The sequence below is a fragment of the Chitinophaga horti genome (genome assembly GCF_022867795.2).
GTDB lineage: Bacteria > Bacteroidota > Bacteroidia > Chitinophagales > Chitinophagaceae > Chitinophaga > Chitinophaga horti.
The window spans coordinates 2,866,073-2,882,480 of record NZ_CP107006.1 but is presented as its reverse complement, the minus strand read 5'-3'; the positions used below and the strand labels follow the sequence as shown (position 1 = coordinate 2,882,480).

Annotated in this window: 13 protein-coding genes and 1 riboswitch; of the genes, 7 read left to right on the top strand and 6 right to left on the bottom strand. The window is 50.4% G+C overall.

All coding sequences use genetic code 11. From position 1 onward, the window contains the following. Positions 1–10 precede the first annotated feature (10 nt). Both MKQ68_RS11620 and MKQ68_RS11615 read right to left on the bottom strand, forming a co-directional pair. Positions 11–1,156, bottom strand: coding sequence for a YncE family protein (locus MKQ68_RS11620; protein WP_244843305.1), 1,146 nt, complete (start codon positions 1,154–1,156; stop codon positions 11–13). Further along, complete coding sequence (locus MKQ68_RS11615; RefSeq protein ID WP_264283436.1) at positions 1,153–3,171, bottom strand: TonB-dependent receptor; 2,019 nt, start codon at positions 3,169–3,171, stop codon at positions 1,153–1,155. Before MKQ68_RS11615 ends, MKQ68_RS11620 begins: the two co-directional genes overlap by 4 nt. A gap of 138 nt (positions 3,172–3,309) precedes the next feature. Beyond that, positions 3,310–3,517, bottom strand: a riboswitch (cobalamin riboswitch). 67 nt (positions 3,518–3,584) lie between these two features. Here MKQ68_RS11615 and MKQ68_RS11610 point away from each other — a divergent pair. From MKQ68_RS11610 to MKQ68_RS11590, 5 genes are all read left to right on the top strand, one after another. Continuing rightward, a complete protein-coding gene (locus MKQ68_RS11610; RefSeq protein WP_264283435.1) occupies positions 3,585–4,172 on the top strand; it encodes an RNA polymerase sigma factor in 588 nt (195 codons plus the stop codon). 87 nt (positions 4,173–4,259) lie between these two features. Beyond that, positions 4,260–5,408, top strand: a complete 1,149-nt coding sequence (locus MKQ68_RS11605; protein WP_264283434.1) for a FecR family protein — start codon at positions 4,260–4,262, stop codon at positions 5,406–5,408. 260 nt (positions 5,409–5,668) lie between these two features. Beyond that, positions 5,669–9,226: a SusC/RagA family TonB-linked outer membrane protein gene (locus tag MKQ68_RS11600; protein WP_264283433.1), complete on the top strand. Its 3,558-nt coding sequence runs from the start codon at positions 5,669–5,671 to the stop codon at positions 9,224–9,226. Between the two features lie 22 nt (positions 9,227–9,248). Next, positions 9,249–10,658, top strand: a complete 1,410-nt coding sequence (locus MKQ68_RS11595; RefSeq protein WP_264283432.1) for a RagB/SusD family nutrient uptake outer membrane protein — start codon at positions 9,249–9,251, stop codon at positions 10,656–10,658. Positions 10,659–10,660: 2 nt separating this feature from the next. Beyond that, on the top strand, positions 10,661–11,824 hold the full coding sequence (locus MKQ68_RS11590; RefSeq protein WP_264283431.1) for a TlpA disulfide reductase family protein: 1,164 nt from the start codon (positions 10,661–10,663) through the stop codon (positions 11,822–11,824). A gap of 50 nt (positions 11,825–11,874) precedes the next feature. Here MKQ68_RS11590 and MKQ68_RS11585 read toward each other — a convergent pair whose 3' ends face one another. Together MKQ68_RS11585 and MKQ68_RS11580 are read right to left on the bottom strand one after the other, a co-directional pair. Further along, a complete protein-coding gene (locus MKQ68_RS11585) occupies positions 11,875–12,288 on the bottom strand; it encodes a response regulator (RefSeq protein ID WP_244843278.1) in 414 nt (137 codons plus the stop codon). A 172-nt stretch (positions 12,289–12,460) separates the two neighbouring features. Further along, on the bottom strand, positions 12,461–12,703 hold the full coding sequence (locus MKQ68_RS11580) for a helix-turn-helix domain-containing protein (protein WP_349773812.1): 243 nt from the start codon (positions 12,701–12,703) through the stop codon (positions 12,461–12,463). 15 nt (positions 12,704–12,718) lie between these two features. Between MKQ68_RS11580 and MKQ68_RS11575 the strand changes: the two genes are divergently transcribed. Continuing rightward, the gene (locus tag MKQ68_RS11575; RefSeq protein WP_255861525.1) at positions 12,719–13,033 is read left to right on the top strand and encodes an aldo/keto reductase; all 315 of its coding nucleotides are present in this window, start codon (positions 12,719–12,721) and stop codon (positions 13,031–13,033) included. 3 nt (positions 13,034–13,036) lie between these two features. Here MKQ68_RS11575 and MKQ68_RS11570 read toward each other — a convergent pair whose 3' ends face one another. Continuing rightward, complete coding sequence (locus tag MKQ68_RS11570) at positions 13,037–13,918, bottom strand: beta-1,6-N-acetylglucosaminyltransferase (RefSeq protein ID WP_264283430.1); 882 nt, start codon at positions 13,916–13,918, stop codon at positions 13,037–13,039. A 275-nt stretch (positions 13,919–14,193) separates the two neighbouring features. Between MKQ68_RS11570 and MKQ68_RS11565 the strand changes: the two genes are divergently transcribed. Continuing rightward, positions 14,194–15,009 carry a class I SAM-dependent methyltransferase gene (locus tag MKQ68_RS11565; RefSeq protein ID WP_264283429.1) on the top strand — a complete coding sequence of 272 codons (816 nt, stop codon included), beginning with the start codon at positions 14,194–14,196 and terminating at the stop codon, positions 15,007–15,009. A 35-nt stretch (positions 15,010–15,044) separates the two neighbouring features. On the opposite strand, the gene MKQ68_RS11560 is transcribed toward MKQ68_RS11565, so the two are convergent. Further along, positions 15,045–16,388, bottom strand: a complete 1,344-nt coding sequence (locus MKQ68_RS11560; RefSeq protein ID WP_264283428.1) for an HlyD family secretion protein — start codon at positions 16,386–16,388, stop codon at positions 15,045–15,047. Positions 16,389–16,408: the final 20 nt, after the last annotated feature.

Sequence of the window (16,408 nt, the reverse complement as noted above, 5' to 3'; positions counted from 1 at the left end):
TTTATTTGGTTTATGATTTAGGCAATAACACAAAATGGGCTGGTATATCACCGGTGCGAACGCTCCATTTCTTTTTACCATCCTTCGAAAAACAATACAGTATGCCCGGCGACACATAGTTGCCTGCGTCTGTTACATAAATATCTTTGGTAACGGGGTGTACCATAATGCCGTAGGGTACTTCAATTTCGTCGACAGTTCCATCGGTAATAAAGGAACGGCTCACTACCTCGCGGGTTTGGGTATTAACGATGGCGTAGCTGATCACGTTGGAGTAAGTGATGTAACTCCACTCGGTGCTGTAGATGTACAGCGAATCGCCGTCCAGGTAATAATTACTCGCCGCTATAGGTAAAGTGTCGGTCACTTTTTGCTGCACTTTGTCAATGAAGTACAAACGGGAGGGGAGTTGTTTATAATCGCCCCGCGATGTAACCCAAAGGTCACCACGTTTATCTGCTTTAATGTGATGCAGGTTATACGCTACATCGATGCGTTTCTCTTCTTTGAACGTGGCCAGATCGATTACAGATACCGTACGTTCATACTTTTCGGTGCTGCCCGCGCCCATGTAGCCGCCGGAGTTGGCGACGTAAATCTTACCGCCTGTAATCTCCAGGTTGTCGGGCTGGTAGCCTACCATACATTCATCTGCAATGGCCAGGGTGGCGGTATCTACCTTCGCTACATAGCCCTTCTGCGTATAGTTGGGGTTGATCTCGATAGGCCCGGCGTAAGACGTTACATACGCGAAGCCTTTATCGAACTTAATGTAACGGCAGTTGGGAATCTCTATCTGCCCGATGCGTTTGGCCGTACGGGCATCCATCACTTCTACTTTGTTGGAGGCGTTGATTACGGCATACAGGCGGCCGCCGTAAATAGCGATGTCGTTGCCCACATCGCCCAGTTCTTTGGGTACGGTGGGATTGTATACCGCGTAGATGTTGCGCTGGTATTTGCCGGTGGTGTAATCGAAGTAATCGAGGGTGCTTTTGTTGCTGCCCATGTTGCCCTCGTTCAGCAGGTAGAAGCCCGCGAAACCGTTGTTGGCGGTAGAATCCAGGTTAGTGTCCTCATTGATGAATACTTCCACGTCCTTCCTGCAGCAGGTAAGCGATACCAGGAGGAGGAATAGTATCGGGTATATTCTCATAACTCAACGGATAAAATGATTTTGTAATTGCGTTTCGGCATCGGGTAGTTCAGTACGACTTCGTAATCCTGGTTAAACACATTATTCAATTCCCCCGATACTTTCAAGCGAAACTTTTTTAGCTTGATTTCTTTTGAGGCGGACAGGTCGCTCGTATACCACGGCTGCTCGTAGTTCTCGGGTATATTCGCCGAGTTGTGATAGCGTTCGCCCACATAGATGTAGCTGTAGTTTAGTCGCCAGTCGCGGAACAGGATGCTGGTTATCACCGAGCCGCTATGCCAGGGAATGTAGGGGATCTGGCCGCCGTAGGTGATCTTTTCCAGCTCCGGGTTTTTACGCCGGGTAAAGTCCTGCGCTACCTGGTACGTGTAGGCCAGTCTTACATTCAGTACCAGGTCGGTCCCCAGCGCGAAGGCCTGATCCGATACCACGTCCGCACCTTTGATCTCCACGGTGCCGATGTTCATCATCATCCAACGGTACATGCCGCTGCCCTTTGGTACGGCGACGATCTTGTTGGTCACTTTATTGAAGTAGCCGTCGGCCTGCAGTTTCCATTCGCGCAGCAGGCCGTTTTTAAGACTCTTTTGGTAGGTGGCCCCAAGGTTGTATTGATGTGTGTACTCCGGTTCCAGCGCGATGTTGCCTATGTCGGTGTAATAGAGGTCATTGAAAGTCGGCATCCGGAAGATGTTTTTATAAAAGGCCCGGATGTTGAAGTCAGCTTTCGTAAACGGCTTGTAGGAGAAGAACACCGCAGGCGTCAGTTCTCTTTTGGCGGGCGCTGCTACCGCTCCATCACCGGCGGAGGTGTTGCCACGGTTAATTCGTTCATGTATAAAGGTGCCTAACACACTGGCCTGCATCTTTACTTTACCCAGTTCCGCCGCACCGGCCAGTGCGACCAGGGACGTAAACCGCTCGGGAAATACGAAGCCGTCTAGGTTAGAGCTAAGGGTGTTATACTGGAAATCGGTAGAAAGGTTGATGTCGATCTTTTTCGTGATGCTGTATTTGTTCGCCACGGATGCGTACCATTCCTGCTGCCGGAAGTTGTTGTCCAGGTACATCAAAGTCGTATCGGGGTTCAGGTAACGCATGTAATCGTTGGCGTACTTGGCGTTGACCTGGATGTCGTACTTCGGCAGCACATTCTTCTGAAAAGATCCCTGCAGGAAGAGGTTGCGGTCCCACTGGCGCTGCGAGCGTTTCCAGACGTTGTTCACGATGGCGCCGGGTATACCTCTTTCAGCGTTATAGAAGTATGCTTTAGCACTCCAGAAGCCGCGGCTAATGTTGCCATACAGGCCGCTCTCGAGGCGCAAGCCTTCAATATCGCCGTTCTGCCGGATGGCAGTGGTGTCCCAGGCTACGTCTTTGGAATCATGAAATACGCGTTTGTAGCGGAAGGGGTACCGCCCCGATGACTTTATATACTCCCCGCTGAACGAAGCGTTCACGTTGCTGGTGATCTTTTGCTCGAATAACAGCGAAGGGTTTACCAGGTCGAACGAGCCGGTTTTATACACGCCTTTAATGTGCGTGCTTTGTGCAGAATCGAATACTGGCTTGCGGCTGCGAAGATAGATGGTACCCGACGATCCATAATCCCTGGCGGGTTGAAAGATCTCACTCTTCTGGCCATTATACACGGAGATCGATTCGATATTGTCCATCGAGAACTTGCCCAGGTCGATCTGCCCGTTTTGCGCATTGCCTAATTGTATGCCATCGTAAAACACGCCCATATGGTTGGTGCCCATACTGCGCATATCTACGGTTTTAAGGCCGCCAATACCGCCGTAATCCTTTACCTGCACACCGGCAAAGTACCGGATGGCATCGGCAACGGAGAAGCTGTTCAGGCTTTTAAGCTGTTCGCCATGCAGTTGTTGCGCGGGAATAATTTCTTTATAGGAAGATGTGTAGATCGTAACTCCACGAAGCGTTTTTACGGCAGCAGTATCCTTCGGGACAGACTGCCCGTACAGGTTGATACAAATAGATGTCAAAAGCGCTAATAGCAACGCTTTTGATGTAACTGATATATACATCAATAGTTAATTTCCCAGCAGGTGGCTGGATGGGATACGACAATAAACAGCTGAAATCATTTCAGTTTCATGTATTAAAGCCTCATCCGCGAAGGCTTTAATCTATCTGCAGTGGCAGGTCTCCTGGCTTGTTCTCACTTTCGACGGCCTTCCCGTTCTTAGTATACCAAAAACAGTGGCAATGAGGATGTCGAAGTGTTCAACAGAACTTACAGTAGCGGGTCTGCTCAGGATTTGCACCTGATTCCCTATTAATTTTAACGGGCTGAACGCACCGTTAAAAACCAATTGCGGCGTGAAAGTAGGTAAAAATATTGAGTTTTCTCCCGCATTATTTATAGCTTGCCAGCCAAAGTAATCCAGCGCACGTTTTGCAGACCAATCAACCGTATAGTGAAATCGAATTGATCCGGCTTTTCAGGGAAGGTACCGGGGCCGGCACGGCTGCATTGTATGAGAAGTACTATCGTGGCCTGGTATACTTCGCCCGGCAGATCATTGAACACGAGGGAGAGGCGGAAGATATCGCACAGGAAAGCATGATCAAACTGTTTAACAAACGGACCGACTTCGATAACTTATCAGATATCAAGTCATTTCTGTATGTAAGCGTGCGTAACAGCTGCTTCAACTACCTGAAAGCACGCGACCGGCACGAGCTTTCTCACCAGGAACTGTTGTACCTGTCTCCCGAAGGGGAAGAAAAGGCCGACTTGGAAATGCTGAAATCCAGGGTGCTGGCAGAGGTGTTTAATGAGATCGACCGGCTGCCGGAACAGTGTGGGAACGTTTTTAAACTACTATTTATAAAGAAGATGTCTACCGCGGCAGTGGCCGAACAGTTAGGCATTTCTCCTCAAACGGTGCTGAACCAGAAGTCCCGCGCCCTGAAGCTGTTGCGCTTCCGCCTGTCGGATAAAGGGTTCTTCGCATTATTACTCCTGCTTAAGACTTTCTAAAATTATTTTTCAGATCCTTTGGTTAAAACGCCAGCTTCCTTGTGGTATACATGGAGGCTCGTCATTTTGGCCGGCATCTTTACCTGTATGGACCAACATCGCATAGATAGGCTGGAGCGGTGGCTCCTGAAGAAGCTGGATGGCAGCATTACGCCCGAAGAGGAGCAACAGCTGTCGTTGTGGATGGACGAACATCCCGCGAACCGGCAGTTGGCGGATGCTTTTGCCGATAACGACTGGCTGTCGGCACAGCTCAGTGAACTGGAGCGTATACCTGTGCCACGGCCGGTAGCACCGGTACACCGGGTGCATTTTATGCGGCGATGGGGCTGGGCTGCGGCAGCTATATTGTTGCTTGGTGGCACTGCTACCTATATCTGGTTAAAGCCCGCGCAAAAAGCCGCCCCTGATTTGGCCGTCACTACCATACAAGACGTGTTGCCCGGCAGGGAAGGCGCCATACTCACCCTCGATAACGGCGAACAAGTGTTGCTCGACAGTTTGCCCGACGGAGAAGTGGCGCGACAGGGTGGTAGCCGTATTCGTTTACTGAAAGGGCAGCTGGCCTACGATGAGCAATCTGGTAAAGCGGATGCAGTCCGTTTCAATACCGTTAACACCCCGCGCGGCCGCCAGTTTTCGCTACTGCTGCCAGACGGTACCAGGGTTTGGCTCAACTCAGCAACTATGATCAAATTCCCCGTTGCTTTTACAGGCGCAGAACGCCGCGTGGAAGTTTCAGGCGAGGCCTATTTCGAAGTGGCGAAGAATGATGCGCAACCATTTACCGTGCAGGTAAATCAATCCTCGGAAATAAAAGTATTAGGCACCCGCTTTAACATAAAAGCCTACCTGGATGAGAAGATCGCCAGCACCACTTTGCTGGATGGCAAGGTAAGCGTTACAGGCAATGACGAACCGGTCGTGCTGCGGCCCGGCCAGCAGGCGAACCTGGGTAATGGGCAGTTGCAGGTGGTGCAAAACGCGCACGTAGACGCTGTGATGGCCTGGAAGAACGGCTTGTTCAATTTTGAGGACAGGAAATTAGAGGATGTGATGCGCGAATTGGCGCGCTGGTACGACCTCGATATCGTATATGAAGGAAAAGTGCCTGACATTACCCTCGGCGGTGAAATGAGCCGCAATGAACCTTTGTCGGGCGTACTTATCGGATTGGAAGAATTAAAGATCAAATTCAGGATGGAAGCTGGCAGGAGGCTGGTGATATTACCGTAATAACACAACTTTAGACGTAAACCGGCCTGTAAAAGCCGGAAGTGATTGGCGTCACTTCCGGTGTAATAAGGGTCAGGTATAAAATTGTATCTCACAACATTTTTCAACCAAAACCACTGCAATTTATGCAAAAATGTGTTATTGGAGGGCGGTGGCGTACGCACGCTCCTGGCCGGGCATTGTACCTGTTACCTGGGGCAGGCAGCAATACCGGCGCATCTGCCGGAACGCAGCGCCCTCTCCATCAAATGCTGCGGATCATGAGATTAACCAGTTTTCTTTTACTCGTGCTGTGCATGCACGTATCAGCCAAAGTCGCCTCACAACGTATTACCTTCTCAGGAAAGGAGGTGCCGCTCGAAAAGGTGTTTTCTGCCATAAAAAAACAGGCCGGCTTCGTAGTGATGTATAACAAAAGTCTGTTGAAAAACAGGCCGCCTGTAACCATTGATGCCCGCGATATGCCGTTGCCGGCGTTCCTCGACGAAGTGCTCAAAAACCAACCATTAAAGTACCGCATATCGGTACAAACCATTTTTCTTTCAGAGAAGCCTGTGGAAGCAATTACTGCGCCACAGCAACCCCGCGAACTGAAGGTGTCGGGTATTGTTTTTACGAACGATCGTGAACCTTTACCCGGCGCCTCGGTGCGCCTGCGCGGACTCACCACCGGCGCCTCCACCAATGCCAATGGCATGTTTACGCTGGAGCGGGTGAGTGAGAACGCGGTGTTACAGGTATCCTCGCTGGGATTCAAGTCGAGAGAGATCAGTTTGTCGCGCTTGTTGAACGGGAGTGCGGTTGCGGGCGTTAAAACATTGACTAACGAACCGGCTGCCATCAGTTTTGAAGTAGTGATGGAACAGCTTACCGATTCGCTGGAAGCGGTGGTGATCAACAGTTACGCCACCGGGTATCAAACGCTAAGTAAGGAGCGTGCTACGGGTGCATTCGCTACGGTTACTGCGGGAGTACTGCAACAGCAGCGGCTCAGCAATCTCAACTCCCTGCTGGAAGGGCGTGTGGCCGGTTACAACAATGGTCTCATCCGCGGCACTACTTCCATGAACGGGGTCACGTCGCCTTTATACGTGGTAGACGGTTTGCCCGTGGAAAACACTTCGCTCAATTCGTTTGGTGATATTACAGAAGCCTTGCCAGGCCTTAACCTGGAGGATATAGAAAAAATAACAGTGCTGAAAGATGCCGCTGCTGCGTCGATTTACGGTGCCCGCGCGGCTAACGGTGTGATCGTGATCGTTACCAAAAAAGCAAAGAAGGGACGTCCGCAGGTAAATGCTTCGAGTACGTTCACGTTTCAGCCGTATAATTTTTACACCGGTAACAGGGCAAATGCGGCCGACCTGGTGGAGCTGGAAAAAGAATGGGCCGCAGGTAATCCTGGCTTACAGGGGCCGGATGCCGCGTCGTACGCACAATCGATGCTGGACAATAAAGCATACATCAACCAGGGCGCCAATGCATACTTCGATTTTTATGCAGGCAACATCACGCAACAACAGCTGGATGCGAAACTGGCGTCACTGGCCGCCGGTGGTTACAATTACTATGATGATATGGCGCGTTATGCCAAACGTAACACTTTCCTGCAGCAACATAACGTAAGTATTGCCAGCGCGGGGGAAAAAAACGCATTCTACGCCTCGGCTACTTACCGCGACGATGCGCTGGAAGATCGTTATGCCAGCGACCGGAACCTCGGCATCAATATCCGCAACACCGCCCACCTTACCAAATGGCTCGATCTCGAAGTGGGCACCTACCTGCTTGCCGGTGATAGCCGTGAACAAGCATTTAATGCGCTGTCGCCGGGATATACGGTGATGCCATATGACAGATTGGTGAATGCCGATGGCTCACATTTCACCTCCCTGGCCAGCTCGCGCTTAAGCGTAAATGATCTGTCGATCATCGACCAGTATGGTTTGTACAGTGCCAATGTAACACCGCTGGATGAGATCAGTCGTAATATCGGGCATAATAAGTCGTTTAACAGTCGCAGTGTTGCGCGGCTGGAAGTTCGGTTTGCAGATTGGATCAGTTACCAGTCATCTTTTCAGTATGAAAATAATAACCAGCGCTTTAGTCGCCTCTACGATAAAAACAGCTACTACGTGCGCAATCGCGTAAACAGTTTTGCAGGTTATACGGCCGCTGAAGGGTTCTTTTATAAACTGCCCTATGGCCACATTTACAACCGTAATTCAAGGCAAAGCAGCGCATATACTTTCCGCCAGCAATTGAACATCGACCGTAGTTTCGGTAAACATAACCTGACTGCCATCTTTGGTTCGGAAACTCGCCACGCTAAGCTGGAATTTAACGAGCAAACACAATACAACTATGATCCGGACGTGCTGAGTTACGATCTCGTGAATGCCGCTGACCTCGCGAGAGCGCAAGGCCTGTTCTTTAATGGCAGTTTCTCTGCCCGGGACCTTGGCTACGACCAGGAAACAATCAACCGTTTTGTGTCGTTTTACGGTAATGCAGGTTATTCGTACGACGATAAGTACCTGGTGAGCGGTAGTCTTCGCTGGGATCGGTCGAACCTCTGGGGTACCGACGCCCGTTATCAACGCAAACCGTTATGGTCGGTGGGGCTTGGCTGGAACATCTACCGGGAAAACTTCTTTACACCCGGTTTCGTTTCCTTCCTGAAACTGCGCGGCTCGTATGGTTTGGGCGGAAATATCGCTAAAAACTCAGCCCCATACATGACTGCTTTCTATTACAGCAACAACCAGCTGGGGGGCCTGGAGGGATCAATTGCCAGTCGGCCCAACCCGCTGCTGTCGTGGGAACGTACCTTTACAGGCAACGTGGGGGTAGATTTCGCGATGTACAATAACCGTATTACCGGTTCGGTGGATTACTATAACAAGAAAGGCAAAGACCTGCTGGCGAATACCATGGGCGTACCTACGGAAGGTTTTGGTTTTGCCACCTACCAGATCAATAACGGAGAAATGACCAACCATGGCGTAGAAGTAACCGTATCCGCAGATATAATAAAAAGCAAAGACTGGAACTGGAACGTGACAGGCCTTTTTGCCTTCAACCGCAATAAAGTGACTCACGTAAAGGTGGAAGCGCCGATGTACATCTACCAGATGGATTACCCGGAGGCGTATCCGCGCGTAGGTAACCCGTTTAATGCTATTTACAGCTATGAGTGGGCCGGCTTAAATGAAGAGGGCCTGCCGCAGGTGTACGACGAAACGAAGAATAAAGCATTGGTATCGCCGCCCAACCTGGCTGCGGTGAAGTACAGTGGTACCACGGTGCCCATTTACAGCGGCTCGTTTAACAGCGCCCTCAGTTACAAAGGGCTTACACTGGCTTTCCTGCTTACTTATGAAGGCGGGCATAAAATGCGTAATAGCAACCTGCCGATGTTGAATAACGAATACAATTACAATGTATTCAGTTACATGACACAGTTCGGCTCCGTGCACAAGCGTATCACAGACCGTTGGCGGGAACCGGGCGACGAGCTGCGGACGAATGTGCCGAAGGCCTTATTTGCAGAAGATCCCGACTTCAACTCAGATACTTATACACTGTACGCTAATTCCTCCATCAATGTGCTGAACGCCCGCAATATTCGCCTGAGTAATATTTCGCTCGCATGGAATGTGCCGCAGGCGATAATAGCGAAGGCTTTCATGCAAAGTGCGCGCCTGCAGTTTAACGTCGAAAACTTATTTACGCTGGCGGCGGATAAGGATGCCAAATTTCTGATGGGCGGCTATAGAAGGCCAAACTATGTATGGGGCCTGTATCTCGGATTTTAGTTATGAACGAAAAGAAATGATCATGAAGTGTAAATTCACTGTTTTTATACCATTCGTGCTGCTGTTCGCCACCGTGTTAAGCAGTTGTAACGATTACCTCGACGTGGTGCCGAAGGGGCGTAAAATCCCTAAAACACTGGCCGATTTCGAGGCACTGATGCGCGATGAATATACCAATCAGCGTTTCCCGATTGCGCAGGCTACGTTGTTACTGAACGATTATTACGAACGCCAGGAAAACCTGAACTACTCGCAATTGTCGCGTATCAATTACATGTGGGAAGAAGGTACCAGCCGCATCAACTTCAACAATACTTCAGAAGGTACTTACTACACCGGTTACGCAGCTATCTCCACCTTTAATTTGCTGGTGCAATACGTGCCTACCGCTACCGAAGCCACGGAGCAGCAACGAAAAACGCTGGTGGCACAGGCTAAGCTGGCGCGCGCTATGCACTATTTCGTGCTGGTAAACTATTATGCAGATACGTATGAAGCCGCCAATGCCGGCAGCAAATTATCTGTACCGCTGATCGAAAGTGCTGATATCAGCGCGCCGCATAAACAGGTAACCATCCAGGAAATGTATGATTACATCCTGCTCAACATTACGGAAGCTTTGCCCGATCTGCCTGCTGACGGCGCTACGGTGGTGCATGCTACGGTTGCTGCTGCACATGCCTTCCGGGCGAGGGTGTACCTGCAAATGGGCAACTATCCCGAAGCGTTACAGGCCGCCGATATGGCACTGGCGGAAAACGACCAGTTGTTCGACTGGACCGCCTATTACGAGTCCTACAAAGACCTCATTGAACAGCCGGGATTATACCCTTCGCTGCCTTCGCCAAAAGGGTATGACTATGTCGAGAACTATATTTTCGGGCATGGCGAAGTGGCATTTGCAAGCTCGGAGAACGACGTGCGGGTAGATCGTGCCGGCCGCTTTGAACCCGGCGACGCCAGTTTCGCCGCCCGTTGGAAGCTTCGGACGCTGGGCAATGAAACCTATTACCAGTCAATTACAGCCGGCCGCTACAACCAGGGCGGCATCACCACTGCAGAAGTGTATCTCATCAAAGCAGAATGCCTGGCCCGCAATAATGATCTGACCGGCGCCATGCAGGCATTGAACGCGGTGCGTGCAAAACGTATACTGCCGCAGTCGTACACGGCGCTAAGCGCGGCCAATACCAGGGATGCCATCAACCTCATCCGCCGCACGAAAGAAAATGAGATGCTGTTTACGATCGTCGCCTTCGCCGACATGCGTCGCTTCAATAAAGACCCGCAATACGCCCGTACGTTAACGAAAAAAGCGGATAACGTAACCCTTAGCCTGAAGCCGGAATCGCATTTGTGGACGATGCCTTTCCCGCTGGGAGCCATCAATAATCCAGGTAACGGTACTATTAAACAAAACGTAAATCAATAATAATGAAGAAATGGATTGTAAGCGCCTGCATGGTGTCAGGTGCGTTCGCCGCCACACCAGCCCTGGCGCAAAACGGAAAATATTCGGTTAAAGGACAAATCACCGGCCTGGAAGATGGGGTGAAAATATATATGTTGCCCGCCGCGACCCACAGCGATGAGAAACCCGTAGACTCCGCCGTGGTGAAAAACGGGAAGTTTGTGTTTACAGGCAGCGTATCCACTCCACGACTGTTCTACGTGCAACTGGCAGGGGAGTACAGCGGTTTCGAGCTGATGGCGGAGAATGCAGCCATTAATGTTACTGGTAACGCGCAGTTAACCGAGCAACAGGGTAAGCCGATACACGCACTGTCAAACGTAAAGATCACCGGCAGCAAATCCCACGACCTGTTTGTAAAGAAAACCGCCGGGCGCGACGAGCTGGAGCGTTTGTACACAAAGTACCAGGACGATAATAAAGAAATCATGCAGCAAACCTCGGAGGCTTCTCAAAAAAACGATACCGTGCTGCTGAAGCAGTTACATGCCAGCGCTGCTTACGACAAGCTGAACCGCGATGAAAAAGCTTTTTTCGACACGGTAGGCGCTCGCACGAACCGCATGATCCTTGCCGATAAGAATAATTGGTGGGGACCTTTCCTGTTGATGCACCAGCTGTCTTACCTCACCCCGGAGCAAAAGGAGATTTTCGACCAGTTCTCGCCAGAGGCTAAAAGGAGTTACTACGGCAAACTGGCGTCGGCAGAGCTGTACCCACGCAGTTACCTCGGTAAAAAAGCACCATCACTGGCCTTTGCGGACGAGCAGCAGAAACCTGTGGCTTTCAGCAAAATCGCCCAGGGCAAAAAATATGTACTGGTCGACTTCTGGGCGTCGTGGTGTATGCCTTGCCGCAAGTCTATACCCGGTCTTAAAGCTTTCTACGACGAAATGAAATCGAAAGGAGTGGAGATTGTGAGCGTTTCTATCGATAAAGACCAGAAAGCCTGGGAAAAGGCAGCGGCGGAAGAGCAATTACCCTGGTTCAGTTTCCTCGACAGGCAGGATATTTCTAAAGCTTACGGCGTGAAAGCAATTCCCGCCATGTTCCTGCTGGACGGCAACGGCGTCGTATTAGCGGAGAATGTGTCGCTGGAGCAGGTGAAAGAGAAGGTAAGCCAGTAGTTTTTAAGTTGATAAATGGAGAGTACGGCCCTGGCATTTGCCGGGGCTGTTTATTTTTGCATGCTGATATACTGCTGCAACTCTTCCACCAACTGGGTTAACTCCGCGTGGGAATAGGGCTTCGTGTAATAAGCTACTACGCCTCTCTCAGCAGCCAGCCGCCGATGCTCAGGGCTCATGGAACTCGTCCACATGGCGATAGGTACACCTGCCATATGTGGCATCAGCCGGATGTTTTCCATGACTTCTATGCCGGTAAGTTTTGGCATGTTAAAGTCAAGCAGTATCAGTCGGGGCAGGCAGTCTGTTTTGCATGTAGACAGATATACCAATGCATCCGGACCATCATAAAAACTTTTGATAGCGTTCCCGGGCGAGGATTGGGCAAAACACTCCCGTATTGCCTTGTGATCATCCTCATCATTATCAATTACAATCAGGTACGGTTGCTCACTATGTTTCATATGCGCGCTACGGGGCCGATGCTGACCAGCCAGATTAAATGGTGGATAGTTTTTGTCTCTTAACAGGGCGCAAAATTAGGGGATGGGGTTGCGATAATCAAAATAATTTTTCCACTTGTATTACGGCTGAGCTTTGCTGGTGGCCGATCTTCCTGTGCTAACCATGCAATGTTCAGTATTCGTTCGGCGTTTGTCCCACACGCTGCTTAAAAAGCCGGGTGAAGTGTTGCGGGTACTTAAATCCGAGTTCGTAAGCTATTTCACCGATCGAATTTTGTTCTCCCAGCACGCGTTCCTTAGCGATGTCGATCACTTTCGATTGAATGTAGTCCTGCGCCGAGCGGCCGGTTTCTTTTTTGATCAGGTCTCCGAAATAGTTGGGGGAGAGGTGTAGTTCTCCTGCACACCAGGCCACTGTTGGTAAGCCGCTATGAATACGAGGGTGCCCCGCTACCAACCTACAGCCATCGTTGCTAACTGGCCGCTGATCGACATCCTGAAGGAATTTGGCGATCAGCGCGGACTTACAGTGGCGCAGGTGGCGTTAGCCTGGTTACTCGCGCAGAAGCCGTTCATCGTGCCTATTCCCGGTACGACCAAACTGGCGCATTTGCAGGAGAATATGTGGTCGGCAGATGTGGCGTTCGCGGCAGACGAGTTGCGGCAGCTGACGGAAGCATTGTCGAAAGTAAAGATCGTGGGAGAACGCTATACCGGCGCGCAGGCGCAGCAGACGAATAATTAACCCTTACTGCGCAACATGCGCTTTTACCCGTTCGATAATGTCTGCATCTACCAACATGTCGAACTTCCTGGCGAACCAGGCGTCCTGCGCAATCAGCATATCGAAATCGGCACTGGTAAATGTCTTTGGAGAACTTCCGCCCGCGCTCCAGTCGATGTGCCGCAGGTTGCCCTGGTAAATAGCTGCTGAAAAGGGGGAATTGTGAAGGATGGTGTTGAAAAATATCTCATCAGGTACGTAGCTGTGCTTGAAGAAACGGACCACCTCCGGATGGTTGTTAACGTACTCAATCATATATTCGGCGCTGGCGTGCGACATGGTCCACCATTGGGAGCCGCCATACATCTGGTGCAGGCTGGCAGGCATGTTCCTGCGCGCACCGGCCTGCTTTTGGCTGGCTACAAGACTATGTACTTCCGGGCGGCTCAGTTCATCGGTAAACCAATAATAGTGCAGCCGGTCGAGGCCACCACTGCCGCCCCAGCGGCTACTGTCGGGCAATGTAAATGTTTCCATATACGCTGGGTGTTGATGTTTGCCCAGATAGGCGACAAATTGTTCGGTGCTTTTCAGTGGTAAGTCCATTCCACTTATCAGCGAAAGGTATGCAAACTTTTCGTGCCGGTAATTGAGGCATTGGTCTATCAGCCGCAAACTCGCCAATACTATCGAAAAGCCTCCCCAGTTAATGACATTCGGGCCTGGCAGCAGGTGATAACTTCCCGGCCGGCAATGCTTGCGCAGGTAAGCCGCGTGGCGTCGGTGATACAATCGTTTGTCGAGATGTACAAAACAACAGGCATGACCGTCCCTGGTTAACAGTTCGATAAGGGTAGCAAGTTGCGGGATGTTTGTATGGGCTAAAATGAGATAGGCAATGCGCATGAAAATGGGTTTAGGTATCAGCGGCTGCATCGCGGCAGCATCGGGTTAAACGTTGTTAAGATAGCATAAATTCTGTATTGGTTAAAGTTTTCCTAAAACCAGTGGTTGACCTTGTTAATTTCGGGTGTCCCTTTACATTTGCTCCTGAAAACGGCCCAGTGTCGGCCTTTAGAGGAAACATATTTTATAACCCCAGAATATTGCCTACAGGTTAATCCCAAAATTAGTCTGCACCAACAGCTACCGGTGGGCAATATCTACGTAAACAATTGGTCATGAATCCAAACAAAACATTGTGGGAAAAGGGCGACTTTACTAAACTCGCCGAAACTATGCGTACCAGCGGTACTGCACTCGTATCTAAATTAGGCGTCACCAAAGGCCTGAAAGTATTGGACCTCGGTTGCGGCGACGGTACCACGGCGCTTCCTGCCGCACGTCTTGGCGCCGATGTATTGGGCGTTGATATTGCGCGCAACCTCGTAGAAGCGGGCAACCGCCGTGTGAAGGAAGAGGGCCTCACTAACATCGCCTTCCAGGAAGGAGATGCGACCGACCTGCAGGGGTTGGAAGATCAGCAGTTCGACATGGCGGTAACTATTTTCGGTGCTATGTTCGCCCCCAAACCACAGGAGGTAGCAAATGAACTGGTGCGTGTTACGCGCCCCGGTGGTAAAATCGTGATGGGCAACTGGATACCCGGCGATGCTACGCTGGTGGCCCAGATCCTCAAAACCTGCTCCGCCTACACACCACCGCCACCAGAAGGCTTTATCAGCCCGATGTTGTGGGGCGTGGAAAGCCACGTGACGGAGCGCTTCGGTAATGCCGGTGTCGCGAAAGAAGACATCTCTTTCGAAAAGGCCACATTCGAATTTGAGATCGATGAAAGCCCGTCCGACTTCCTCGACAGGTTTAAAAACTACTATGGCCCTACTATGAACGCTTTTGAAGCGGCCGAAAAGAACGGAAAGGCAGAAGAATTAAGACAGGAGCTGGATGCCCTGTTCACCAGTCAGAATAAGAGCGGTAGCAATGATAAAACATTGATACCCGCTACCTTCCTGAAGGTGACTGTGGAACGCAGATAATACCGATTCCGCTCCGGCTGCTAAACCGGGGCGGATTATTTATCTATCGAGGTAGTTTTTATAACGGAGTAATACAGGCGCTCCAGCAACCGCATATCCCGCGTTATGATCAGCGCATCCGCCTTTAATCCGTTTTTATAAGGAATCGTTTTCGCCTGGTTGGTCAGCAAACCCTGGTCGAGCCGCACCGTGCCGATAAATCCACTATCCACCGCCACTTCCGATACATAATTCAAGGTTCCCTGCAGAAAACCTGTTTCCTGATAAGGGTAAGCTACGAAGCGCAATTGTACTTTCATACCCGTATCTACTTTGCCGAAATTATATTGCGCCAGTTTAATTTCTGCGTAGTATTGGCTGTTCGCCGGGTTTACGTAGCCGATCAGTTTTCCCTGCTCTAAAAACTGGTGTTGTTGTAAGGGCAGTGCTAATACTACTTTTCCATCGGCGGGCGCCTGTATCGTATAGTTGCGCAGCCATTGGTCTACCTCGCTTTTTAAGGTGTACAACGCCTGTTCAAACGTTTGTTGCTGCTGCAAAATGTCGTGCGCTACCTGGTCTATTTCCTTTTGTTTCTCCCGGATCTGGTTTTGTTGGGAAATGATGTTTGCATCTACCTGCGGAAGCGATAGCTGCTTGCTTAACAGTACACTTTGTGCCTTACGAAACTCTTCAGCGGATATCACTTTCTCCTCGTATAACTGCTTATACATGTCGAAAGTAGTGCTGGCAATACTGTTATCCTCTGTGGTGAGCCGTTTTTGTGTACTTACCTGTTGTTCGATGGTTTGTAAAGCAGCGATGTCACGATGCAACATCTTTTTTCGTTTTGCATAAAAACCGTTGACCAGGTAATCGTTATACTGTTGCCACGCCGAAATAAACGTTTGATACGAAGTTTGTAACTCTCCGAGTCGTGTGAAACGTTTATTCACGAGGGTAGCAATGTTTTCAGGCGCTCCTTTCTCCAGCAGCAGCACCGTAGCGTTCAGTCGGTCGCTCACGTCGATGACTTCGCGGGTGTCGGCATTAGATTCTATCCAGCCTAAAATATCGCCTTGCTTCACGCTATCGTTATTGCTGACAAAGATGGCCGTCAGTTTCCCAGCCTGCCGGGTAACGATCTCTTTCGGGGCGTTGTTACCGGTGAGTGTGGCGCTGGCCGGAACAATATCTGGGTATTTAATGAACCAGGTGCCGGCAGCGAGCAATAATAATAGCGCCAGGAACATAGGCAGCGCCCATCTTTCATAAAAATCCGGCTTACGGCTGATGATTTCCTGCGCCAGTTCTGAACGCTCCCGGAAGGCACTGTCAGGTTTTATTTCATCCAGCGTTTCATTGGTAAGCAGCTGAATGGCAGATTGGTAGTTGTGCATCGTGATAGTGGGTTAAGGGT

Coding starts and splice junctions, on each gene's coding strand:
- MKQ68_RS11620 (WP_244843305.1), bottom strand. CDS start 1,156: ATGAGAATATACCCGATACTATTCCTCCTCCTGGTATCGCTTACCTGC.
- MKQ68_RS11605 (WP_264283434.1), top strand. CDS start 4,260: ATGGACCAACATCGCATAGATAGGCTGGAGCGGTGGCTCCTGAAGAAG.
- MKQ68_RS11600 (WP_264283433.1), top strand. CDS start 5,669: ATGAGATTAACCAGTTTTCTTTTACTCGTGCTGTGCATGCACGTATCA.
- MKQ68_RS11595 (WP_264283432.1), top strand. CDS start 9,249: ATGAAGTGTAAATTCACTGTTTTTATACCATTCGTGCTGCTGTTCGCC.
- MKQ68_RS11590 (WP_264283431.1), top strand. CDS start 10,661: ATGAAGAAATGGATTGTAAGCGCCTGCATGGTGTCAGGTGCGTTCGCC.
- MKQ68_RS11585 (WP_244843278.1), bottom strand. CDS start 12,288: ATGAAACATAGTGAGCAACCGTACCTGATTGTAATTGATAATGATGAG.
- MKQ68_RS11575 (WP_255861525.1), top strand. CDS start 12,719: ATGAATACGAGGGTGCCCCGCTACCAACCTACAGCCATCGTTGCTAAC.
- MKQ68_RS11570 (WP_264283430.1), bottom strand. CDS start 13,918: ATGCGCATTGCCTATCTCATTTTAGCCCATACAAACATCCCGCAACTT.
- MKQ68_RS11565 (WP_264283429.1), top strand. CDS start 14,194: ATGAATCCAAACAAAACATTGTGGGAAAAGGGCGACTTTACTAAACTC.
- MKQ68_RS11560 (WP_264283428.1), bottom strand. CDS start 16,388: ATGCACAACTACCAATCTGCCATTCAGCTGCTTACCAATGAAACGCTG.